Genomic DNA, 23,204 nt, shown 5'->3' with positions numbered 1-23,204 from the left:
TATCAAGCCTCGGCTTTGTAGTTGTAACCGATCGGATGTGGCAGGTTGCGCGCCTTGGCGAGCTCGATCTGCTTCTGCCGGTCGATGGCGCTGCGCCGGGTCTTCTCACTCAGGGTGTCCCAGCAGTGTGGGCAGCTGACACCAGGCGAGTAATGCTCGGACGCACGGTCCTCCACATTGATCGGGTGGCGGCAGGCATGGCACTGGTCGTACTCGCCTTCACTCAGGTCATGGCGCACCGTGACCCGGTTGTCGAAGACGAAGCAGTCGCCGTCCCAGAGGCTTTCTTCCTGAGGCACTTCCTCGAAGTATTTCAGAATGCCGCCCTTAAGATGATAGACCTCCTCGAAGCCTTCACCGAGCATGTAGCTGGAGGCTTTTTCGCAACGGATGCCACCGGTGCAGAACATCGCCACCTTCTTGTGCTTGCTCGGGTCGAAGTTGGCCTTGATGTACTCGGGGAACTCGCGGAAGGTTTCGGTCTTTGGATCGATGGCGCCCTTGAAGGTGCCGATGGCCACTTCGTAGTCGTTGCGGGTGTCGATCAGCAGCACCTCCGGGTCGCTGATCAGGGCGTTCCAGTCCTTCGGATCGACGTAGGTGCCGACCTTCTGGTTGGGGTCCACGCCCGGCACGCCGAGGGTGACGATCTCTTTCTTGAGCTTGACCTTGGTGCGGTAGAACGGTTGCTCGTCGCAGTAGGACTCTTTGTGGTCGACATCGACCAGGCGCGGGTCGTTGCGCAGCCAGGCGAGCAGCGCGTCGATGCCTTCGCGGGTGGCGGAAACGGTACCGTTGATGCCCTCGTGGGCCAGCAGCAGGGTACCTTTCACGCCGTTGTCGAGCATGGTCTTTAGCAGCGGCTCGCGCAGTTCGACGTAGTCTTCCAGGGTGACGAACTTGTACAGCGCCGCCACGACGATAGCTTGGGACATGAATCTGAATCTCCAGGTGGTTGCCCTCGTAAGGGGCGGACCGGGTTCTACAAAAGCAAAGGGGCTGCCGTGCAGCCCATCGCTGGCAAGCCGACGCCTACAGGCTGTAGGCGCGGGCTTGCTGGCGATGGGCCGCGCAGCGGCCCCCTTGGGATGACGCGGATTCTACCAGAACAAAAAAAAGGAATCAGTGCTTGCCGCCACCGGCGCACACTGGCGAGGCCGGTGCGGCGCCAACCTGGGTCCATTCCTCGGCGGTGTAGGTGTGAATCGCCAGTGCATGGATCTGGCTCATCAGCTCGCCCATGGTGGCGTACACCTTCTGGTGGCGCTTGACGCTGTTCAGGCCGGCGAACTGCTCGCTGACGATGACTGCCTTGTAGTGGGTCTCCTGGCCACGGCTGTGCATGTGGCTTTCGTTGAGCACTTCAAGGTGTTGCGGCGCCAGCGCTGTCAGTTGCTGGTGGATACGTTCCTGCATGGTCATCGGGTGTTACTCACTTCTTCGCCGGCGCCGCGGCCTTGCCAGCGTTCGGGTCCAGTTCCTTGGTCATGTCGTCGAGCAGCTTGTTCACCACCGGCACGGCAGGCTCCAGGCTCTGCTGGGTCAACTGGGCCGACTGCTGGGTGACTTTGGGCATTTCGCGCAGCACTTTCTTGCCAAGCGGCGACTCGTAGAACTTGACCAGGTCCTTGAGCTCCTGCTCGGTGAAGGTCTGGGTGTACAGGTCGACCATCTTCGGCTTGAGCTTGTTCCAACCAATGGCGCTGTCCAGGGCGGCGTTGGCCTTGGCCTGGTAGCTTTCCAGCACCGACTGCTTGGAGGCAGGCGCCTTGGTCTGGGCGAAGCGCTGGGCGAACATCTGCTGGACCTGCATGTACACCGGAGTGCCCAGCTTGTCGGCGTTGGCCAGGGTCAGGAATTTCTCGGCGGCAGCGTTGTGGCTGGCGGTGGCAGCGAGCACCTGGCCGCTGGCGCAGGCCAGGGCAACGGCGGCACAGAGGACACGGAGACGGGTCATTGCATTTCCTTCAAGAAAGGGAGGCGGGTACCTCAGAGTAGAGCATTCTGCGCTGTGGTGGCGAAGTGCTCAAGTGGCACGACGAGCGATGGAACCGCTCTGCCGAATGAGGGCCTAAACTGCGATTTCAGACTACAAAGGAGTGAGCGCAGCATGAGCCGTATCGAGACAGACAGCCTGGGCCCGGTCGAAGTTCCGGACGACGCCTACTGGGGCGCGCAGACCCAGCGCTCGCTGATCAACTTTGCCATTGGCAAGGAACGCATGCCGCTCGCGGTGCTGCACGCCCTGGCGCTGATCAAGAAAGCCGCGGCACGGGTCAACGACCGCAACGGCGACTTGCCCGCCGACATCGCCCGCCTGATCGAGCAGGCCGCCGACGAAGTGCTCGCAGGCCAGCACGACGACCAGTTTCCACTCGTCGTCTGGCAGACCGGTAGCGGCACGCAAAGCAACATGAACGTCAACGAAGTGATCGCCGGGCGCGCCAACGAGCTGGCCGGCAAGGGCCGTGGCGGCAAGGCGCCGGTCCACCCCAACGATCACGTCAACCGTTCGCAGAGTTCCAACGACTGCTTCCCCACTGCCATGCACATCGCCGCCGCCCAAGCGGTGCAGGAGCGCCTGCTGCCAGCGATTGCCGAACTGTCGTCGGGCCTTGCCGAGCTCTCGGCGCGCCACCACAAGCTGGTCAAGACCGGCCGCACGCACATGATGGATGCCACCCCGATCACGTTCGGCCAGGAAGTGTCGGCGTTCGTCGCCCAGCTCGACTATGCCCAGCGCGCCATCCGCGCCACGCTGCCGGCAGTGTGCGAACTGGCCCAGGGCGGCACGGCCGTCGGTACAGGCCTGAACGCCCCACACGGGTTCGCCGAGGCCGTGGCTGCCGAGCTGGCCGCACTGTCCGGCCTGCCCTTCGTCACCGCGCCGAACAAGTTCGCCGCCCTCGCCGGCCACGAACCCCTGACCAGCCTGGCCGGCGCCCTCAAGACCCTGGCGGTGGCACTGATGAAAATCGCCAACGACCTGCGCCTGCTGGGCTCCGGGCCGCGCGCAGGGCTGGCCGAAGTGCGCCTGCCGGCCAACGAGCCTGGGAGTTCGATCATGCCTGGCAAGGTCAACCCGACCCAGTGCGAGGCGCTGTCGATGCTGGCCTGTCAGGTGCTGGGCAATGATGCCGCCATCGGCTTCGCCGCCAGCCAAGGTCACCTGCAGTTGAACGTGTTCAAGCCGGTGATCATCCACAACCTGCTGCAGTCCATCGAACTGCTGGCCGACGGATGTCGCAACTTCCAGGCGCATTGCGTGGCCGGGATCGAGCCGGATGCCGAGCAAATGGCCGCGCATCTGGAGCGAGGGTTGATGCTGGTGACCGCGCTGAACCCGCATATCGGCTATGACAAGGCCGCGGAAATTGCCAAGAAGGCCTACGCCGAGGGCAAGACCTTGCGTGAGGCGGCACTGGAGTTGAAGTACCTGACCAACGAACAGTTCGATGAATGGGTCAGGCCGCAGAACATGTTGGCGCCCGGAGGCAAGGGCTAACCCAGGGTGCGTCGCAGTCGAGCAAGCCGGGGCCGCGCTGCGGCCCTTTCACGACGCAAGGCCACTCCCCATGGGCCACATGGGCCGTGAAATGCACTGTAAAATCCGACTGGGCGGCGATGTTCAGCGAACTTGGGCCAGGCGTGCATTCCTTGCCCGCCACCCCGCCACCAGCGACGGCCCCAACGCCACCAGCGCCGAACCGATCACCACCGTCACCGCCCCCACATAGCCCAGGCCATTGATCTCCTCGGCGTGGACATGGTCCGGCCATACCCAGGCCGCCGCCGCAACCGCCACGAAGGTTACCAACGGGGTCAGCGCCAGCGTGGCACTGACCTTCGACGCTTCCCAATGGGCCAAGGCCTCGGCAAAGGCGCCATAGGCCACCAGGGTATTCAGGCAGCAGGCCAGCAGCAGCCAGCCTTGCACCAGCGAAAGCGCAAGCGCCTCCAGCGGGTGTACCCAGGGGGTGAGCAACGCCGCGCAACCCAGATAGATCACCATCATCACCTGCTGCGAATTCCACACCGTCAGCAGCTGCTTCTGGCTCAAGGCATAGAACACCCAGATGCTGGTGGCCAGGATGATGGTCAGTACGCCAGTGGTGTAGACACCCAGCGAGGTCAGCAGCTCTTCCAGCCGCTGGTTGAAGAACAGGCCAAAGCCTGCCAGCAGAATCAGCAAACCAATGCCCTGCCCCAGGCTGAACCGCTCCTTGAACACGAACACGCTGGCCACCAGCAACAGCACTGGCCCAAGCTGCACCACCAGTTGCGCAGTGCCGGGGCTGAGCAACTTGAGGCCGATCAGGTAGAGCACGTAGTTGCCCATCAAGCCACCGATGGCAACCACCACCAGGCCCTTGCCCTTGCGCCCCAGCTTGCCGAACGAGGGTAGCCGCCGCTGGGCCGACAGCCAGGCGAACAGCAGCCCGCCCGACACCAGCAGGCGGTACCAGGTGACGGTGACCGGATCGACCACTTGCAGCACCTGCTTCAACTTGATCGGCAATATGCCCCAGAGCAGCGCCGTCAACAGGGCCAGGAACAGTCCATAGCCCCAGCGGCCGGAAGTGGTGTGCATAGTGTCCTCGAACGAGCCCGTGGTGGGGGTAGGTAGGATTCTACGGGTTTACAGGCCTGAGTCCGCGGCGTGTGGCGAGAAAAGAATTCATCAGGTCATTCTTGCAAGGCATGGCTTGATGGATGGGCCAGCCATGCCCCACGACGCCTGAGGAAGCAGGTTGCACGAGGAGGCCCGCCCAGCCAACCTCCCCTTTCCGCTATTTCTTGTCTTTGGCGAACGCAGCTTCCAACGCGTCATTGAGGGTGCGCAACACCTTCACTCGTGCCCAGCGCTTGTCATTGGCTTCCACCAGTGTCCACGGCGCGATCTCGCTGCTGGTACGGTCGACCATGTCGCCCACTGCTTCGCTGTAGACGCCCCACTTCTCGCGGTTGCGCCAGTCCTCCTCGGTGATCTTGTAGCGCTTGAACGGAATCTGCTCGCGCTCCTCGAAGCGCTCCAGCTGGGTCTGCTGGTCGATGGCCAGCCAGAACTTGACCAACACCACGCCGGCATTGACCAGTTGCTCTTCGAAATCGTTGATCTCGCCATAGGCGCGCATCCAGTCGGCCGGTGTGCAGAACCCTTCGACCCTTTCCACCAGCACGCGTCCATACCACGACCGGTCGAAGATGGTGAACTTCCCCCGTGCCGGAATGTGCCGCCAGAAGCGCCACAGGTACGGCTGGGCGCGCTCTTCTTCGGTGGGCGCGGCGATCGGCACGATGCGGTACTGACGGGGGTCGAGCGCGGCAGCCACGCGGCGTATGGCCCCGCCCTTGCCGGCGGCATCGTTTCCTTCGAACACCGCGACCAGGGCATGCCGGCGCATGCGCTTGTCCCGCAGCAGGCCGGCCAGGCGTGCCTGCTCGGTAACCAGCTGTTCCTGGTAGTCGCTCTTGTCCAGCCGCCGGGTCAGGTCCAGGGCGCCGATCAGGCTGCGCTGGTCGATGCTACGCCCCAGCGGCGCCACGTTGCCCTGGTGCTTGCCCTTGGGGTTGATGGCCAGCGCCGCTTGCAGGCTGTCGAGCAGGATGCGCCCCACCGCCAGGCTGCGGTAGTAGGGGTCGACACCTTCGATGACATGCCAGGGCGCATAGTCGCGGCTGGTGCGGCGCAGCACCCGCTCGCCAAAGCGAACGAAGCGGTCATAGGTCTCCGACTGCTGCCAGTCCAGCGGGCTGATGCGCCAACTGTGCAGCGGGTCGTCCTTGAGCGCCTTGAGCCGGGCCTTCATCTGTTTCTTGGACAGGTGGAACCAGAACTTGATGATCAGCGCGCCTTCATCGCAGAGCATCTGCTCCAGGCGCTCGGCACCCGTGATCGCCTGGTCGAGCACGGCATCCTTGAACAAGCCATGGACCCGCCCCTGAAGCATCTGGCTGTACCAGTTGCCGAAGAAGACGCCCATGCGTCCCTTGGGCGGCAAGGCGCGCCAGTAGCGCCAGGCCGGTGGACGGGCCAGCTCTTCGTCGGTCTGCTGGTCGAAGGTCAGCACGTCGATCAGGCGCGGGTCCATCCACTCGTTCAGCAGCTTCACCGTCTCGCCCTTGCCGGCGCCTTCGATGCCGTTGATCAGCACGATCACCGGAAAGCGCGCCTGCTGCTTGAGCTCGTACTGGGCTTCGAGCAAGGCTTCACGCAGGGCCGGTACCTCGGCCTCGAAGGTTTCCTTGTCGATGCTGTGACCGATTTCCGCGGATTCGAACATGGCTGCGCTGGCTCCTTGCATTGGATAGACAAGACTAGCGGATTTGCGCCACCTGCACTGGCTCTATCGAGGTGCTTGCCGGCGAGGACTGCGCAACGCCGGCAGATGGCATAAAATCCCCCCCTTCGCGACAACCCGAGCCCACCATGTCCACCCTCCTCCAGCACGCCCAGATCGACTGGGACGACCAGGGCCGCCCCCATTCGCGGCAGTACGACGATGTGTATTTCTCGAAGAACGAAGGCATCGAGGAAACCGTGCACGTGTTCATCGAACAGAACCGTCTGCGTCAGCGCTTCGCCAACCTGGCACCTCAAGCCTGCCTGGTGATCGGTGAGACGGGGTTCGGTACCGGCCTGAATTTCTTCTGCGCCTGGCAGTTGTTCAGGCAGCACGCCCCCGTCACGGCGCGCCTGCATTTCGTCAGTGTCGAAAAGTACCCGCTCGCCCCTGCCGACATGGCCCGCGCGGTACGCCTGTGGCCGGAGCTGGCGGCCTGCACCGAGCCGTTCCTGAAGCAGTACGTGGCGGTGCACCAGGGGTTTCAGCCGTTCACCTTCGACGATGGCCGGGTCACCCTCACCTTGTTGATCGGCGACGTGCTGGAGCAACTGCCGCAGCTCGATGCCAAGGTCGATGTGTGGTTCCTGGATGGCTTCGCCCCGGCGAAGAACCCCGACATGTGGACCCCTGAGCTGTTCGCGCACCTGGCCCGGCTGTCGTACCCAGGTACCACGCTGGGCACCTTCACCACCACCGGCTGGGTACGCCGTGGGCTGGTGGAAGCGGGCTTCGCCATGAAGAAGGTGCCCGGCATCGGCAAGAAATGGGAAGTGATGAGCGGCGAATTCGGCGGCCTCGCGGCAAGCACGCAAACCCCACCCTGGTATGCCCGACCACCGGCTATCGACGGCCCGCGCGAGGCGCTGGTGATCGGCGCGGGGCTGGCCGGCAGTGCCAGCGCCGCCAGCCTCGCCGCCCGCGGCTGGCAGGTCACGGTGCTGGAACGCCACGATGCCGCGGCCCGGGAAGCTTCCGGAAACCCCCAAGGGGTGCTGTACCTGAAACTGTCCGCCCACGGCACCGCCCTGTCGCAGATGATCCTCTCTGGCTTCGGTTACACCCGGCGACAACTGGAGCGCCTGCAACGCGGCGAGGCGTGGGACAGCTGTGGGGTTTTGCAATTGGCGTTCGACGCCAAGGAGGCCGAGCGCCAGCAGAAACTCGCCGACGCCTTCGACAGCAGCCTGCTGCACAGCCTTGAGCGCGCCGAAGCCGAGGCGGTTGCCGGCGTCGCGCTGCCAGCGGGCGGGTTGTTCTATCCGGAAGGCGGTTGGGTACACCCCCCCGCGCTGTGCCAGGCACAGTTGCAGCACCCCGGCATTCGCGTGTTGACGCATCATGAGGTGATCGAGCTGCGCAAGACCAATGGCCTGTGGCAGGCCTGGAATGGCGAACGCCTGCTGGCCAGCGCGCCAGTGGTGGTGTTGGCCGGTGCTGCTGACGTGCGTCGCTTCGAGCCCTGCGCCGGGCTGCCGCTCAAGCGTATCAGGGGGCAGATCACCCGCCTGCCGGCGACCGACAGCAGCCGAGCGCTGCGCACGGTCGTGTGTGCCGAGGGCTACGTGGCACCGCCGCGTGGCGACGAACACACCTTGGGCGCCAGTTTCGATTTCCATAACCAGGACCTGGCGCCGACCCTGGCCGAGCACCAAGGCAACCTGGCGCTGTTGGATGAGATCTCCGTGGATCTGGCCCAACGTCTGGCTACCGCCGACCTCGACCCCGCGCAGCTGCAGGGGCGAGCCGCGTTCCGCTGTACCAGCCCGGATTACCTGCCGATCGTCGGGCCTGTGGCCGAGCCGCAGGCGTTCAACGAGGCCTACGCGGTGCTGGGCAAGGATGCGCGGCAGGTGCCGGACGTGCCGTGTCCGTGGGTCGAAGGGCTGTACGTGAACAGCGGGCATGGGTCGCGCGGGCTGATTACCGCGCCGCTTTGCGGGGAACTGGTGGCGGCTTGGGCAAGCGGTGAGCCATTGCCAGTGCCACAGGCAGTGGCACAGGCTTGTCATCCGAATCGGTTCGCGTTGCGCCGGTTGATTCGGGGAACGTGATGGGCGGGTTGCCGATCGATGGGGTGCGTCTGTGGGATCGGGCGCGACCCGCGCGGCGTATCGCGAGCACGGCTCGCTCCTGGCGCGGTGTGTAAGCGCAGCGGGCTGCATATAACAGATCGTTCTAAAACTCTCACAATCCCCTCCGGTCAGTTTCTGGTACACGCCCTTCACAGGGCACTGATTCCCCAACGGAAAAACCGGTAAGGACCTATGTGCGGATTAGCAGGAGAGTTACGTTTCACCCCCCTCGACCAAGCCCCTCGCCCGGCCGACCTGGCCGCGGTAGAGCGCATCACTCATCACCTGGCGCCCCGAGGCCCCGATGCCTGGGGTTTCCATAGCCAAGGCCCGATCGCCCTCGGCCACCGTCGGCTGAAGATCATGGACCTGTCCGATGGCTCGGCCCAGCCCATGGTCGACAACACCCTGGGGCTGTCGCTGGCGTTCAACGGCGCCATCTACAACTTCCCCGAGTTGCGCCAAGAGCTGCAGGACCTGGGCTACACCTTCTGGTCCGACGGCGACACCGAGGTGCTGCTCAAGGGCTATCACGCCTGGGGCGCCGCCTTGCTGCCCAAGCTCAACGGGATGTTCGCCCTGGCTATCTGGGAGCGCGATCAGCAGCGCCTGTTCCTGGCCCGCGACCGTCTGGGCGTCAAGCCGCTGTACCTGTCTCGCAACGGTGAGCGCCTGCGCTTCGCGTCGACGCTGCCTGCGCTGCTCAAGGGCGGCGACATCGATCCGATGATCGACCCGGTCGCCCTCAACCACTACCTGAACTTCCACGCCGTGGTGCCGGCGCCACGCACACTGCTGGCCAACGTGCAGAAACTGGAACCGGGCACCTGGATGCGTATCGACCGCCATGGCGAAGTCGAGCGCCAGACCTGGTGGCAGCTGCACTATGGGCCGAACCTGAATGAGCGGGAGCTCGACCTTGAAGGCTGGACCACCCGGGTGCTCGATGCCACCCGCGAGGCGGTGGCCATTCGCCAACGCGCCGCGGTGGATGTCGGAGTGCTGCTTTCCGGTGGGGTCGACTCCAGCCTGCTGGTCGGCCTGCTGCGTGAAGTCGGCGTGGACGACCTGTCGACCTTCTCCATCGGTTTCGAGGACGCAGGCGGCGAGCGCGGCGACGAGTTCCAGTACTCCGACCTGATTGCCAAGCACTACGGCACCCGACACCACAAGCTGCGCATCGCCGAACAGGAAATCATCGAGCAGTTGCCGGCCGCCTTCCGTGCCATGAGCGAACCGATGGTCAGCCACGACTGCATCGCTTTCTACCTGCTGTCGCGCGAAGTGGCCAAGCACTGCAAGGGCGTGCAGAGCGGCCAGGGCGCCGACGAGCTGTTCGCCGGCTACCATTGGTACCCGCAGCTGGAGGGCGCCCAGGATCCTTACAGCGCCTACCGCGACGCGTTCTTCGATCGCAGCCATCCCGAGTATCGCGACACGGTACAGGCCCCCTGGTTGCTGGAAACCGACGTTGCCGGCGACTACGTGCGTGAACACTTCGCCCGGCCAGGTGCCGCCGATGCCGTCGACAAGGCCCTGCGCCTGGACAGCACGGTGATGCTGGTGGACGACCCGGTCAAGCGCGTCGACAACATGACCATGGCCTGGGGCCTGGAAGCCCGAACGCCGTTCCTGGATTACCGTCTGGTCGAGCTTTCGGCGCGCATTCCGGCCCGCTTCAAGCTGCCCGATGGCGGCAAGCACGTGCTCAAGCATGCCGCGCGGCGAGTTATCCCCCATGAGGTGATCGACCGCAAGAAAGGTTACTTTCCCGTACCGGGCCTCAAGCATTTGCAAGGCGCGACCTTGGACTGGGTGCGCGAACTGCTGACTGACCCCAGCCAGGACCGTGGACTGTTCAACCCTGCCATGCTCGACCGCCTGCTGAGTAACCCTCACGGCCAACTGACCCCGCTGCGTGGCTCCAAGCTGTGGCAACTGGCAGCCCTGAACCTGTGGCTCAGCGAACAAGGAATCTGACCGATGAAAGCTCACGAAATCGCTTACGGTCAGCGCCTGCTGCGTGGCCAGTCGCCGTCCTATGAGCGCCTGCAGGCGCGCCTGGCCGGTGACGGCAGCGAACCCCACGACCAGCCCCGGGCACTGCACTGCGGCTGGGGCCGCCTGCTGATCGGCCACACCTTCCCGGATGCCGCGAGCCTTGCCGAGGCGCTGCAGGAGGAGCGCCCCGGCGAGCGCGATATCGCCTTGTACGTGGCCGCGCCCCAGCAAGTGCTGGCCCAGGCGCCGCAGCATCTGTTCCTCGACCCTTCCGACACCCTGCGTCTGTGGTTTACCGACTACCGTCCGGCACAGCGGGTATTCCGCGGGTTTCGTATCCGCCGGGCGCAAAGCGAAACTGACTGGCAGGCCATCAACGGCCTGTACCAGGCGCGAGGCATGCTGCCGATCCAGGCCGAGCGACTGACGCCGCGCCACCTGGGCGGGCCGGTCTACTGGCTGGCCGAAGATGAAGACAGTGGTGCGGTGATTGGCAGCGTGATGGGCCTGAACCATGCCAAGGCCTTCGACGACCCGGAATTGGGCAGCAGCCTGTGGTGCCTGGCGGTTGACCCGCAGTGCAGCCGTCCAGGCGTCGGCGAAGTCCTGGTGCGTCACCTGATCGAGCACTTCATGAGCCGTGGCCTGGCCTACCTTGACCTGTCGGTGTTGCACGACAACCGTCAGGCCAAGCGCCTTTACCAGAAGCTTGGGTTCCGCAACCTGCCAACCTTCGCGGTCAAGCGCAAGAACGGCATCAACCAGCAACTGTTCCTGGGCCCCGGCCCCGAGGCCGAGCTCAACCCCTATGCCCGGATCATCGTCGATGAAGCCTACCGACGCGGCATCGAGGTGCAGGTGGACGATGCCGCCCATGGGCTGTTCACCCTTAGCCTGGGCGGGCGGCGGGTGCGTTGTCGCGAGTCGCTGAGCGACCTCACCAGCGCGCTGAGCATGACCCTCTGCCAGGACAAGTGCCTCACCCGCCAGGCGCTGCACGCTGCCGGATTGCAGGTGCCGGTGCAGCAGCTGGCTGGCAACGCCGACGACAACCTGGCGTTTCTCGAAGAGCATGGGGCGGTGGTGGTCAAGCCGGTCGATGGCGAGCAAGGCCAAGGGGTGGCGGTCAACCTGACCACCTACGACGAGGTTTGCCAGGCTGTAGACCAAGCCCGCCGCTTCGACAGCCGCGTGCTGCTGGAAAGCTTCCACCCCGGCCACGACCTGCGCATCGTAGTGATTGGCCATGAAGTGGTCGCGGCGGCCATTCGTCATCCGGCCCAGGTGATCGGCGACGGCAAGCACAGCGTCAAGCAGCTGATCGACGCCCAGAGCCGCCGTCGCCAGGCCGCTACCGGTGGCGAAAGCCGTATTCCCATGGACGATGAAACCGAGCGCACCTTGCGCGACGCAGGCCTGGACTACGCCAGCGTGCTGCCTGCCGGCCAGCGCCTGGCTGTGCGTCGCACCGCCAACCTGCACACAGGCGGCACCCTGGAGGATGTGACCGAACGCCTGCACCCGGTGCTGGCCGATGCGGCCGTGCGGGCTGCCCGCGCGCTGGAGATTCCGGTGGTTGGCCTTGACCTTATGGTGCGCGATGCCGCGCAGCCGGACTACGTGATCATCGAGGCCAACGAGCGGGTTGGCCTGGCCAACCATGAACCGCAACCCACTGCCGAACGCTTCGTCGACTTGCTGTTTCCGCATAGCCGGCCATTAGGGTCTTCATGAAACGTCTCGAGACGAAGGTCAGGCAAGGCGAAAACAGCCGAGGAAGCGGCGTTTACGGGTTGTAAATGAGCATTGCGAGGCTGTTTTCAACGCAGCATCACCGAGTATCAAGGGTGTTCGTACAGAGCCTAGCCTGAGTGGATGAATTTCAGCGCCTGTGCCGGCCTCTCCGCTCCTGCCCTGAACCTGTGGGAGCGGGTTTACTGGTGAAGAAGCCGGCATGGCCCATACAACGATCAGAGGAGTGCACATGCCCGAACCCGATCTGGACTACCTCAAGCGCGTGCTGCTGGAGATGCTTGCCATCCCCAGCCCCACCGGATTCACCGACACCATCGTGCGCTACGTGGCCGAACGCCTGGATGAACTGGGCATCCCCTACGAGCTGACCCGACGCGGCACCATCCGTGCCACCCTCAAGGGCCGGCAGAACTCCCCCGACCGCGCCGTCTCGGCGCATCTGGACACCATCGGCGCCAGCGTGCGGCAACTGCAGGACAACGGCCGCCTAGCCTTGGCGCCCGTGGGTTGCTGGTCCAGCCGGTTCGCCGAAGGCAGCCGGGTCAGTGTGTTCACCGACACCGGTGTCTACCGCGGCAGCGTGCTGCCGCTGATGGCCAGCGGTCACGCCTTCAACACCGCCATCGACCAGATGCCCGTGAGCTGGGAACACGTCGAGGTGCGTCTGGATGCCTATTGCGCCACACGGGCCGACTGCGAGGCGCTGGGCCTGGCCATCGGTGATTTCGTTGCCTTCGACCCACTGCCGGAGTTTACCGAAAGTGGCCATATCAGCGCCCGCCACCTGGATGACAAGGCCGGCGTGGCGGCCTTGCTGACCGCCCTCAAGGCGGTGGTCGACAGTGGACGACAGCCGCTGATCGACTGCCATCCGCTGTTCACCATCACTGAGGAAACCGGCTCCGGCGCCGCCGCCGCCCTGCCCTGGGACGTGAGCGAATTCGTCGGCATCGACATCGCGCCAGTCGCGCCCGGCCAGGCATCGAGCGAGCATGCGGTAAGCGTGGCCATGCAGGACTCCTCCGGTCCCTACGACTACCATCTGTCGCGCCATCTGCTGAAACTGGCCGGAGACCAATGCCTGCCGGTGCGGCGCGATGTGTTCCGCTACTACTTCAGCGACGCCCATTCGGCAGTCACCGCCGGGCACGATATCCGCACCGCGCTGGTGGCCTTCGGCTGTGACGCCACCCACGGCTATGAGCGCACCCATATCGACAGCCTGGCCGCGCTCAGCCGCTTGTTGTCGGGCTACCTGCTCAGTCCGCCGGTGTTCGCCAGCGACTCGCAGCCGGCCAATACCTCGCTCGAGCGCTTCAGCCACCAACTGGAGCACGATGCGCAAATGGAGAGCGACACCCGGGTGCCCGCGGTGGACAGCCTGATCGGCAACAAAGGTTGAAGTGGGGCGGCCTTGCGTCGCGATGGGCCGCACCGCGGCCCCCACTTCCTGAGGTTTCGCGTAGCATGTCCGTACCTACGCTCCTGGAAACGCACCTGACATGCTGATCCCCTACGACCAACTGCAAGCCGACACACTGACCCGCCTGATCGAAGACTTCGTGACCCGCGACGGCACCGACAACGGTGACGATACCCCGCTGGAAACCCGCGTGCTGCGGGTGCGCCAAGCGCTGGCCAAAGGGCAGGCGTTCATTCTCTTCGATCCCGAGAGCCAGCAGTGCCAGCTGCTGGCCCGCCACGATGTGCCACGGGAATTGCTCGACTGACCGTCAAAGCGTGTGCAGCTTGGGTTGCTCGCCGGCCTTGATGCGCTTATAGACCTCACTGCGGTGCACCGCCACTTCACGCGGTGCATCCACGCCCATGCGCACCACGTGGTCCCGTACCTCCACCACCTTGATCCGAATGTCGTCACCGATGGTGATGACCTCGCCGATTTCACGCGTAATGACCAACATGCTCCGATCCTCCAGCGACAGGGAAAACTGGAGACTGCATCGGGCACATTAGGCTACTCAACGCCTTGACCGAAATTCAGAACAACCCTACACGATGTGGTAAATCGCCCTACAGACAACCCTCACGGTCAGCGGCTTTGAGCCTTGGCTCGCATCTTCACCGCCATTTCCGCCATCTCGTCATACAGCCGCTCCGGGGCCTGGCGTTTGAGTTGCCAGGCCTGGCGGCCCGCTTCGTGAGGCAGGATCAGGAATTCCCCGGCTGCCACCTGCCGATGGATATGCTCGGCAATCTGGGCGGCGCTGATCGGCGAGCCTTCCAGCAGCTTGCCGACCTGGGCCTTCATGGCCGGGTCCGGCCCACGGAAAGAATCGAGCAGGTTGGTCTGGAAGAACGACGGACATACCACATGAACCGCCACCTCGACCTGGCGCAGTTCGACCAGCAGACTCTCCGAAAGCGCTAACACACCGGCCTTGGCCACGTTGTAGTTGCTCATGCCCGGCCCCTGCATCAACGCAGCCATGGAGGCGATGTTGATGATGCGCCCCCTGCTGCGTTCGAGCAGCGGCAGGAATGCCTTGCACCCCTTGACCACGCCCATCAGGTTGACCGCGATCTGCCAGTCCCAGTCCTCCAGCGACAGCTCGGCGAAGAAGCCACCCGAGGCGACACCGGCATTGTTGACGATGACATCGATACCGCCGAGTTTCTCGTCGCAAGCCTGGGCCAGGGCGGTGAGCTGGCTGTAGTCGCGCACGTCGCAACGTTGCACGAAGCCGTCGCCACCGACCGCGCGGCACAGTTCGAGGGTTTCGCGCAGGCCGGCTTCGTTGACGTCGGCCAGCGCCAGGCGCCAGCCCTCGCGCGCCCAGCGCAGGGCGATCTCGCGGCCGAGGCCGGAACCGGCGCCGGTGATCATGATGCGGTTTTGCATGGTGGCAGGCCTTGTTCTGACAGGTGATGAGACGAGTCTAATCAAGGCGTGGGTGGCAGGCAGGGTTAATCAGGGTAGTGAATGGGGGCCCATCGCCCGCAGCAGTCAGCCTGCCGACGATGGGTGCGTGGGGCCGAACACACAAAAATGGAATCTTTCCCCTCGCCCACCAGTCCGAATTAGCAAGAGGCCAGCAGTCCGAGGCCCTTGCCCTTCAACTACCCAAGGACTCCGTTATGACCACGATCCTCATCATCATCCTGATCCTGCTCTTGATTGGTGGCTTACCGGTCTTTCCACACTCGCGCAGTTGGGGCTATGGCCCTTCCGGCATCATCGGCGTGGTGCTGGTGATTCTGCTGGTGCTATTGCTACTGGGCATGATCTAGCCGGCCTGGTACGAAAAAACCGCGATACGGGTCGCCCCGTATCGCGGTTTTTTTACATCTTCAGTGTTTAGTGGGACACAGCGCCAGAAGCCCCCAGGCCCGTTTGCGAACGAACGAACTGCGGGAAGAACAGCGCACGCTCGTCTTCGGCGGCCTTGGACTTGTCGGTGACCGAGAAGAACCAGATACCGACGAAGGCGATCAGCATCGAGAACAGCGCCGGGTACTCGTACGGGTAGACCGGTTTTTCGTGGCCGAGGATCTGCACCCAGATGGTAGGGCCGAGGATCATCAGCGTCACCGCGCTGACCAGCCCCAGCCAGCCGCCGATCATGGCGCCACGGGTGGTCAGCTTCTTCCAGTACATCGAGAGCAGCAGCACTGGGAAGTTGCAGCTGGCGGCGATGGAGAAGGCCAGGCCGACCATGAAGGCGATGTTCTGCTTCTCGAACAGAATACCCAGACCGATCGCCAGCACGCCCAGGGCGATGGTGGTGATCTTCGACACGCGGATCTCGTCCTTGTCGTTGGCCTTGCCCTTGCGCCAGACGCTGGCGTAAAGGTCATGGGACACCGCCGAGGCACCGGCCAGGGTCAGGCCGGCGACCACCGCCAGGATGGTGGCGAAGGCCACCGCCGAGATGAAGCCGAGGAACACACTGCCACCCACGGCATCGGCCAGGTGCACCGCCGCCATGTTGTTGCCGCCGATCAGGGCGCCAGCGGCGTCCTTGAAGTCTGGGTTGGTGCTGACCAGCAGGATCGCGCCGAAGCCGATGATGAAGGTCAGGATGTAGAAGTAACCGATGAAGCCAGTGGCATACAGCACGCTCTTGCGAGCTTCCTTGGCGTCACTGACGGTAAAGAAGCGCATCAGGATATGCGGCAGGCCAGCGGTACCGAACATCAGCGCCAGGCCCAGGGAGAACGCCGAGATCGGGTCCTTGACCAGGCCGCCAGGGCTCATGATCGCCTCGCCTTTGCTGTGCACCTTGATCGCTTCGGAGAACAGGGTGTTGAAGTCGAAGCCCACGTACTTCATCACCATCAGCGCCATGAAGCTGGCACCGGACAGCAGCAGCACGGCCTTGATGATCTGTACCCAAGTGGTGGCCAGCATGCCGCCGAACAGCACGTACAGGCACATCAGGATACCCACCAGGATGACCGCGACGTGGTAGTCCAGGCCGAACAGCAGCTCGATCAGCTTGCCCGCGCCGACCATCTGCGCAATCAGGTAGAACGCCACCACCACCAGCGAACCGGATGCCGACAGGGTGCGGATCTCCTTCTGCCCGAGGCGGTAAGAAGCCACGTCGGCAAAGGTGTACTTGCCCAAGTTACGCAGCCGCTCGGCGATCAGGAACAGGATGATCGGCCAGCCGACGAGGAAACCGATCGAGTAGATCAGGCCATCGTAGCCAGAGGTGAACACCAGCGCGGAAATACCCAGGAACGAGGCTGCCGACATGTAGTCGCCGGCGATCGCCAGGCCGTTCTGGAAGCCTGTGATCTTGCCGCCGGCAGCGTAGTAGTCCGCCGCCGACTTGTTGCGTTTGGAGGCCCAGTAGGTGATGCCCAGGGTGAAAGCGACGAAGGCCACGAACATGGCGATCGCCGACACGTTCAGCGGCTGTTTCTGCACCTCGCCGGTCAGGGCATCGGCAGCCCACACGGCGGGTGCAAAAGCACCGCAGGCCAGTACGGCCAAGGCTTTGGCGTGGCGAATCATTGTTGCGCCTCCTTCAGGATGGCCTTGTTCAGCTCATCGAACTCGCCGTTGGCGCGGCGAACGTAGATGGCGGTGAGGACGAATGCCGAGACGATCAGACCGACGCCCAGGGGAATGCCCCAGGTGATCGACGACTCAGGGCTGAGCTTGGCGCCCAGAATCTGAGGACCGTAGGCGATCAGAAGGATGAAAGCGCAGTACAGGCCGAGCATGATTGCCGAGAGAACCCAGGCAAACCGTTCGCGTTTGGTGACCAGCTCCTTGAACCGCGGGCTGTTTTGTATCGAGAGGTAAATGCTGTCGTTCATTGTTTTTGTCCTAGCAGCACAGATAGGGGATGGAACCCACACCCTTACTTTATGCTGCCTTTGGACACCAACCAGACGACCTTAGTCTTAGATGCAACGGTGTTTTACAGAATCCGTAAAAAAGCTGTGCTGGTCTTGGGTCTTGCACAGGCACGTAGATAGAGCGCCGCCCGCGCGGCGCATCGCCAGCAAGGCTCGCTCCTACGTGGGTTCACGGCCAGGGAGGTCTGTCATTGCGCGCAGACCCACACGAGCGATTGGCCCGAAACAAACGCAGGAGCGAGCTTTGCTCGCGATGCGCCGCGCGGGCGGCGCTCGATCTCACAGGCGCTCAAGGATCAACGGCAAGCACCTCCCCCTACCCGTGATTACTTGCCAGTCCACTCCTTGACCCGCTCTGGGTGCTTGGCGACCCAATCCTTGGCCGCTGCCTCAGGCTTGGCCCCTTCCTGGATCGCCAGCATCACCTCGCCGATCTCGTCCTTGGACTGCCAGTTGAACTTCTTCAGGAACTCCGCCACTTCCGGTGCCTTGGTGGCCAGTTCCTTGCTGCCAATGCTGTTGACGGTCTCGGCAGCGCCGTAGACGCCTTTCGGATCTTCAAGGAACTTCAGCTTCCACTTGGCGAACATCCAGTGCGGCACCCAACCAGTCACGGCGATGGACTGCTGCTTGGCATAGGCACGGCCCAGTTCCGCGGTCATCGCCGCGCCCGAACTGGCCTGCAACTTGTAACCGGTCAGGTCGTAGTCCTTGATGGCCTGGTCGGTCTTGAGCATCACACCGGAGCCGGCGTCGATGCCGACGATTTTCTGCTTGAAGGAAGTATCGGTCTTGAGGTCGCCAATGCTCACCGCCTTGACGTACTCGGGGACGATCAGGCCGATCTTGGCATCCTTGAAGTTCGGGCCATAGTCGACCACGTTGTCCTTGTTCTTGGCCCAGTATTCGCCATGGGTCACCGGCAACCAGGCCGACAGCATGGCATCGAGCTTACCGGTGGCCACGCCCTGCCACATGATGCCAGTGGCCACGGCCTGCAGCTTCACGTCATAGCCGAGTTTTTGCTTGATCACTTCGGCGGCCACGTTGGTTGTAGCCACGCTGTCGGCCCACCCATCCACGTAACCGATGCTGACTTCTTTGGCCATTGCCTGAGCCGCGCTCATGGCCAATACCATGGCGGTGCCCACGCCCAGGAAACGACGCATTTTTGTAAAAGTAGCCATCAAAGCATTCCCTCGTCAGGTCTTGGAGATTGCATCATCTGCCTGCCACACAGGCACCCCTGCTCCATCTGCGACCTTTACCCGAACCATATGCGACAGCACTTCGCCATTAGCGCCATATCTCTGCACCGCTCTGCGCGATCCTTGCATGCCAAAGCATTGGCGCCAGGCTACTATCTATCCTTTTGTGCCTGACGATGGACCGCCTGATGCCCACTGCTGCCCGCTGGACGCTGCCTGTATACCTGCTTGCCTGCCTGCTGGCCCTCATCGGGCTTGGGGCGCTCTGGTACGGGCTTGGCAAGCCGGTGCACCTGGCCGATGCGGCGAGCCCCACGCACAAGCTGCAGTGCGCCTCGTACACCCCTTTCGACAAGGACCAGTCCCCTTTCGACCAGCCATTTCGCCTGCGCCCGGCGCGGATGGACGCCGACCTGGCGCTGCTGGCTGAACGATTCAAGTGCATCCGCACCTATTCTATGACCGGTCTTGAAGCCATTCCTGCACTGGCCCGCAAACACGGCCTGAAGGTGATGCTTGGGGCCTGGGTCAACGCCAATCCGGTGGACACCGAAAAGGAGGTGGACTTGCTCATCGCGGCGGCCAACGCCAACCCCGATGTGGTCAGCGCGGTGATCGTCGGCAACGAGGCGCTGCTGCGCAAGGAGGTCACCGGTGAACGGCTTGCGGGGTTGATCGCCAAGGTCAAGGCCCAGGTCAAGGTGCCGGTGACCTACGCCGATGTCTGGGAGTTCTGGCTACAGCATCCACAGGTGGCACCTGCAGTGGACTTCCTGACCATTCACCTGCTGCCCTATTGGGAAGATGACCCACGCGGCATAGACGATGCCCTGGCCCATGTTGCCGAGGTACGCCGCGTGTTCGGCAACCGCTTCGCCCCCAAGAACATCCTGATAGGCGAAACCGGCTGGCCCAGCGAAGGCCGCCAACGGGAAACCGCCGTGCCCAGCCGGGTCAACGAAGCACGCTTCATCCGCGGTTTCGTCGCCATGGCTGAGGCCAACGGCTGGGATTACAACCTCATCGAGGCCTTCGACCAGCCCTGGAAGCGCGCCAGCGAGGGCGCGGTGGGAGGTTACTGGGGGCTTTACGACGCCGACCGGCAGGACAAAGGCGTGCTGGAAGGGCCCGTGAGCAACCTGCCCTATTGGCCGCAGTGGCTATTGGCTTGCGGGGTGCTGATGGCGGCCCTGCTACTGCTGGCCGGGCGCCCTGCGACGCCTGAGGCGGCTTTTCTGCTGCCGCTACTGGCTGCGTTCGGTGCAGCCTGCCTGGGGCTGTGGGGCGAGCTGATGCGCACCCATGCTCGGTTTGCCGGTGAATGGGTGTGGGCTTTACTGCTGGCTGCGCTGAACCTGCTGGTGCTGGTGCACGGTGTGCTGGCGCTGACGCGCCACGAAGGCTGGCGAGCGCGGCTGTTCGCCTGGTTGCAGGCGCGCGCCGGATGGCTGTTGCTCGCTGCAGGTTTCGCAGCGGCGGTCAGCATGCTGGCGATGGTGTTCGACCCACGCTACCGCAGTTTCCCCACCGCCGCGCTGGCTTTGCCGGCGGTGGTGTACCTGCTGCGGCCAGTGGCAACGGCGCGGGCGGAAGCGGCCTTGCTGGCGTTGATCGTGGGTGCTGGCGTGGCGCCGCAGCTGTTCAGGGAAGGGCTTGAAAACCAGCAGGCCTGGAGCTGGGCGGTGGTGAGTGTGCTGATGGTGGGCGCGTTGTGGCGCAGCCTGCGGCTTAGGAAGGCGTGAAACTGCAGCCCACCTTGGCATTCAACCCTTGCGCATCTCAATCCCTACCCCGCCGTACCAACCGCAACCCGGCCAAAACCACGGCGAACACCGCCATGCTGGCGGTATACAACACCAAAGCCGGAATGCCGAACAGCAGTGCCAGCACCGCCAACCACCAGCCCGCCCTGCCCGGCACCACCTGGGCGAGCAACGCCAGGCCCAGCCCGGCCCAGGCCAGTAGCTGGTAATGGATCCCCAACCCCAGCAACGCGCGCGCCTGGCACTGCCAGTACTCGCCAGGCGCCGAGCACAGTCCGACCCATTGGCTGTCTTCCATCAACCCATAGCGCACGCCGTAGCTTGCAGCCAGCCACAAGGCCAGCGCCGTGAGCAGCACAATGGCCGGCAACGAACGAGACATCCAGTTCTCCAATAGCGGTAATCGAGGGTCTTCATGATCGCCCAGGCCTAGGACTAAGGCAAAATCACAACCCGACAGCTAAGGTGCACAGAACCTGCATCGCCATAACATCTGGGGCGACAAAGACCACCGCACCGGGCAACTTTGCCCCGGATAACGTGGTCCTAGCCTGCGTACCGAATTACCTTGCGCTTTTCTGGGGGAACACATGCTTCGACCTTTGCGCCTTGCCGCCCTGCTCTGCGGCCTGCTCATGGCTGTGGCCGCGTCGGCGCGTGATATTGACGCCGCGAGCTACGGCTACCCCTTGACCAACCCGTTCGAGGCCACCATCGCCACCACGCCGCCCGAGCAGCGCCCGGCCTTGCCCAGCGACGATGACATCAACCAGGCCGATTACAGCCTGAACCTGCGCCCCGAGCGCGAATTCACCTTGCCCGACAACTTCTGGTCGGTGAAGAAACTCAAGTACCGCCTGGCCCGCCAGGACCGCGAAGCGCCGCTGATCTTCATCATCGCCGGCACCGGCGCGCCCTACTCCAGCAGCATCAACGAGTACTTGAAGAAGTTGTTCTACCAAGCCGGCTTCCATGTGGTGCAACTGTCGTCGCCCACCAGCTGGGACTTCATGAGCGCCGCCTCGCGCTTCGCCACACCGGGCGTCAGCCAGGAAGACGCCGAGGACATGTACCGGGTCATGCAGGCGGTACGTGCGCAGCACCCGCGCCTGCCAGTGAAGGACTTCTACCTCACCGGCTACAGCCTCGGTGCACTGGACGCAGCGTTCGTCAGCCACCTCGACGAAACCCGCCGCAGCTTCAACTTCAAGCGCGTGCTGCTGCTCAACCCGCCGGTCAACTTGTATACCTCGATCAACAACCTGGACAAACTGGTGCAGACCCAGGTCAAAGGCATCAACCGCAGCACCACATTCTATGAACTGATGCTGAAAAAGCTCACCCGCTACTTCCAGGAAAAAGGCTACATCGACCTCAACGATGCCCTGCTGTACGACTTCCAGCAGTCACGCCAGCACTTGTCCAACGAACAGATGGCCATGCTGATCGGCACCTCGTTCCGTTTCTCGGCAGCCGACATCGCCTTCACCTCCGACCTGATCAACCGCCGTGGCCTGATCATTCCGCCGAAGTTCCCGATCACCGAGGGCAGCAGCCTGACGCCGTTCTTCAAGCGCGCCTTGCAATGCGACTTCGACTGCTACCTGACCGAGCAGGTCATTCCCATGTGGCGGGCACGCACCGACGGCGGCAGCATCCTGCAACTGATCGACCAGGCCAGCCTCTATGCCTTGGAAGACTACCTGCGCAACAACGATAAGATCGCGGTGATGCACAATGCCGACGATGTCATCCTCGGCCCAGGCGATATCGGTTTCCTGCGCAGGGTGTTCGGTGATCGCCTGACCCTTTACCCCCATGGCGGCCATTGCGGCAACCTCAACTACCGCGTCAACAGCGACGCCATGCTGGAGTTCTTCCGTGGTTAAGAAATTGCTGCTTGTCTGCGCCCTCCTCGCTGCTGGCAACACCCTGGCGGCAGAGCGCGCGCCGCGAGCCAGCGTGATCGAGGCCGACCCGGTCGTGACCCCCGAGTCCGATGGTTTCCTCGACCCGCTGCGCGAACTGAAATTCAACCCTGGGCTCGATCAGCGCGAATTCGAGCGCTCGACCCTGGAAGCCTTGAACATCTATGACCCGCTGGAGTCGATCAACCGGCGCATCTACCACTTCAACTACCGCTTCGACCAATGGGTGCTGTTGCCGCTGGTCGACGGGTACCGCTACGTCACCCCAAGCTTCGTGCGTACCGGCGTGAGCAACTTTTTCAACAACCTGGGTGATGTGCCGAACCTGGCCAACAGCGTGCTGCAGCTGAAGGTCAAGCGCTCGGCGCAGATCACCGCGCGGCTGATGTTCAACACCATCATCGGCGTCGGCGGGCTATGGGACCCGGCAACCAAGATGGGCCTGCCGCGTCAGAGCGAAGACTTCGGCCAAACCCTGGGGTTCTATGGCGTGCCTGACGGGCCTTACATCATGCTGCCGATCCTCGGGCCTTCGAACCTGCGCGACACCACGGGGCAGGTAGTGGACTACGTTGGCGAGCAGGCGGCCAACTACCTGAACGTTGCCGAGGCCAGTACGGACCACCCGGAAATCCTGGCACTGCGTGTGGTGGACAAGCGCTACACCACCCAATTCCGCTATGGCCAGCTGAACTCGCCGTTCGAGTATGAAAAGGTGCGGTATGTGTATACCCAGGCGCGCAAGCTGCAGATAGCGGAGTGACAGAGCAGGGGCCGCGTGCGGCCCGATCGCCGGCAA

21 protein-coding genes are annotated in these 23,204 nt (G+C 63.7%); 10 read left to right on the top strand and 11 right to left on the bottom strand.

What is annotated here, in order from left to right; genetic code table 11:
- Positions 1-2: 2 nt before the first annotated feature.
- The 3 genes from P3R38_RS06480 to P3R38_RS06470 all read right to left on the bottom strand — a co-directional run bounded on the left by P3R38_RS06480 (position 3) and on the right by P3R38_RS06470 (position 1,957).
- Positions 3-935 (bottom strand): rhodanese-related sulfurtransferase, encoded by a 933-nt coding sequence (locus P3R38_RS06480; protein WP_023379254.1) that lies wholly within the window; start codon positions 933-935, stop codon positions 3-5.
- A 187-nt stretch (positions 936-1,122) separates the two neighbouring features.
- Positions 1,123-1,422 carry a BolA family protein gene (locus P3R38_RS06475; RefSeq protein WP_023379253.1) on the bottom strand — a complete coding sequence of 100 codons (300 nt, stop codon included), beginning with the start codon at positions 1,420-1,422 and terminating at the stop codon, positions 1,123-1,125.
- A gap of 10 nt (positions 1,423-1,432) precedes the next feature.
- Positions 1,433-1,957 (bottom strand): DUF2059 domain-containing protein, encoded by a 525-nt coding sequence (locus tag P3R38_RS06470; protein WP_023379252.1) that lies wholly within the window; start codon positions 1,955-1,957, stop codon positions 1,433-1,435.
- 153 nt (positions 1,958-2,110) lie between these two features.
- Between P3R38_RS06470 and P3R38_RS06465 the strand changes: the two genes are divergently transcribed.
- Positions 2,111-3,505, top strand: a complete 1,395-nt coding sequence (locus P3R38_RS06465; RefSeq protein WP_023379251.1) for a class II fumarate hydratase — start codon at positions 2,111-2,113, stop codon at positions 3,503-3,505.
- 123 nt (positions 3,506-3,628) lie between these two features.
- Here P3R38_RS06465 and P3R38_RS06460 read toward each other — a convergent pair whose 3' ends face one another.
- Both P3R38_RS06460 and pap read right to left on the bottom strand, forming a co-directional pair.
- A complete protein-coding gene (locus tag P3R38_RS06460) occupies positions 3,629-4,591 on the bottom strand; it encodes a DMT family transporter (RefSeq protein WP_277686925.1) in 963 nt (320 codons plus the stop codon).
- A 199-nt stretch (positions 4,592-4,790) separates the two neighbouring features.
- Positions 4,791-6,284, bottom strand: a complete 1,494-nt coding sequence (pap, locus tag P3R38_RS06455; protein WP_023379249.1) for a polyphosphate:AMP phosphotransferase — start codon at positions 6,282-6,284, stop codon at positions 4,791-4,793.
- A 146-nt stretch (positions 6,285-6,430) separates the two neighbouring features.
- Here pap and mnmC point away from each other — a divergent pair, with 146 nt between their 5' ends.
- The 5 genes from mnmC to P3R38_RS06430 all read left to right on the top strand — a co-directional run bounded on the left by mnmC (position 6,431) and on the right by P3R38_RS06430 (position 13,905).
- A complete protein-coding gene (gene mnmC, locus P3R38_RS06450; RefSeq protein WP_277686924.1) occupies positions 6,431-8,398 on the top strand; it encodes a bifunctional tRNA (5-methylaminomethyl-2-thiouridine)(34)-methyltransferase MnmD/FAD-dependent 5-carboxymethylaminomethyl-2-thiouridine(34) oxidoreductase MnmC in 1,968 nt (655 codons plus the stop codon).
- 213 nt (positions 8,399-8,611) lie between these two features.
- Complete coding sequence (locus P3R38_RS06445; protein ID WP_277686923.1) at positions 8,612-10,399, top strand: N-acetylglutaminylglutamine amidotransferase; 1,788 nt, start codon at positions 8,612-8,614, stop codon at positions 10,397-10,399.
- Between the two features lie 3 nt (positions 10,400-10,402).
- Positions 10,403-12,154: an N-acetylglutaminylglutamine synthetase gene (gene ngg, locus P3R38_RS06440; protein WP_023379245.1), complete on the top strand. Its 1,752-nt coding sequence runs from the start codon at positions 10,403-10,405 to the stop codon at positions 12,152-12,154.
- Positions 12,155-12,404: 250 nt separating this feature from the next.
- On the top strand, positions 12,405-13,577 hold the full coding sequence (locus P3R38_RS06435; RefSeq protein ID WP_023379244.1) for an osmoprotectant NAGGN system M42 family peptidase: 1,173 nt from the start codon (positions 12,405-12,407) through the stop codon (positions 13,575-13,577).
- A gap of 100 nt (positions 13,578-13,677) precedes the next feature.
- Positions 13,678-13,905, top strand: a complete 228-nt coding sequence (locus tag P3R38_RS06430; RefSeq protein WP_023379243.1) for a YheU family protein — start codon at positions 13,678-13,680, stop codon at positions 13,903-13,905.
- Positions 13,906-13,908: 3 nt separating this feature from the next.
- Here P3R38_RS06430 and csrA read toward each other — a convergent pair whose 3' ends face one another.
- The gene (gene csrA / locus P3R38_RS06425; protein WP_023379242.1) at positions 13,909-14,097 is read right to left on the bottom strand and encodes a carbon storage regulator CsrA; all 189 of its coding nucleotides are present in this window, start codon (positions 14,095-14,097) and stop codon (positions 13,909-13,911) included.
- 128 nt (positions 14,098-14,225) lie between these two features.
- A complete protein-coding gene (locus tag P3R38_RS06420) occupies positions 14,226-15,035 on the bottom strand; it encodes an SDR family oxidoreductase (protein WP_023379241.1) in 810 nt (269 codons plus the stop codon).
- Positions 15,036-15,271: 236 nt separating this feature from the next.
- Between P3R38_RS06420 and P3R38_RS06415 the strand changes: the two genes are divergently transcribed.
- The gene (locus P3R38_RS06415; RefSeq protein ID WP_003252624.1) at positions 15,272-15,424 is read left to right on the top strand and encodes a DUF3309 family protein; all 153 of its coding nucleotides are present in this window, start codon (positions 15,272-15,274) and stop codon (positions 15,422-15,424) included.
- Between the two features lie 67 nt (positions 15,425-15,491).
- Here P3R38_RS06415 and P3R38_RS06410 read toward each other — a convergent pair whose 3' ends face one another.
- The 3 genes from P3R38_RS06410 to P3R38_RS06400 all read right to left on the bottom strand — a co-directional run bounded on the left by P3R38_RS06410 (position 15,492) and on the right by P3R38_RS06400 (position 18,693).
- A complete protein-coding gene (locus tag P3R38_RS06410) occupies positions 15,492-17,156 on the bottom strand; it encodes a cation acetate symporter (protein ID WP_277686922.1) in 1,665 nt (554 codons plus the stop codon).
- On the bottom strand, positions 17,153-17,464 hold the full coding sequence (locus P3R38_RS06405) for a DUF485 domain-containing protein (protein ID WP_023379239.1): 312 nt from the start codon (positions 17,462-17,464) through the stop codon (positions 17,153-17,155). Before P3R38_RS06405 ends, P3R38_RS06410 begins: the two co-directional genes overlap by 4 nt.
- A gap of 368 nt (positions 17,465-17,832) precedes the next feature.
- Complete coding sequence (locus P3R38_RS06400) at positions 17,833-18,693, bottom strand: glycine betaine ABC transporter substrate-binding protein (protein ID WP_041925443.1); 861 nt, start codon at positions 18,691-18,693, stop codon at positions 17,833-17,835.
- Positions 18,694-18,890: 197 nt separating this feature from the next.
- Here P3R38_RS06400 and P3R38_RS06395 point away from each other — a divergent pair, with 197 nt between their 5' ends.
- On the top strand, positions 18,891-20,456 hold the full coding sequence (locus P3R38_RS06395) for a beta (1-6) glucans synthase (RefSeq protein WP_104882070.1): 1,566 nt from the start codon (positions 18,891-18,893) through the stop codon (positions 20,454-20,456).
- A 37-nt stretch (positions 20,457-20,493) separates the two neighbouring features.
- On the opposite strand, the gene P3R38_RS06390 is transcribed toward P3R38_RS06395, so the two are convergent.
- Entirely contained in the window at positions 20,494-20,859 is a 366-nt protein-coding gene (locus tag P3R38_RS06390) for a hypothetical protein (RefSeq protein ID WP_104882071.1), read from the bottom strand.
- 208 nt (positions 20,860-21,067) lie between these two features.
- Between P3R38_RS06390 and P3R38_RS06385 the strand changes: the two genes are divergently transcribed.
- Both P3R38_RS06385 and P3R38_RS06380 read left to right on the top strand, forming a co-directional pair.
- A complete protein-coding gene (locus tag P3R38_RS06385; RefSeq protein WP_023379235.1) occupies positions 21,068-22,366 on the top strand; it encodes a serine protein kinase PrkA in 1,299 nt (432 codons plus the stop codon).
- Positions 22,359-23,168 (top strand): VacJ family lipoprotein, encoded by an 810-nt coding sequence (locus tag P3R38_RS06380; RefSeq protein ID WP_023379234.1) that lies wholly within the window; start codon positions 22,359-22,361, stop codon positions 23,166-23,168. The genes P3R38_RS06385 and P3R38_RS06380 overlap by 8 nt, the downstream gene beginning before the upstream one ends.
- Positions 23,169-23,204: the final 36 nt, after the last annotated feature.

This window comes from Pseudomonas sp. NyZ480 (genome assembly GCF_029537255.1).
Taxonomy (GTDB): Bacteria; Pseudomonadota; Gammaproteobacteria; order Pseudomonadales; family Pseudomonadaceae; genus Aquipseudomonas; species Aquipseudomonas taiwanensis.
The sequence above is the reverse complement of the archived record's forward strand: the minus strand, read 5'-3'. Positions and strand labels throughout refer to the sequence as shown.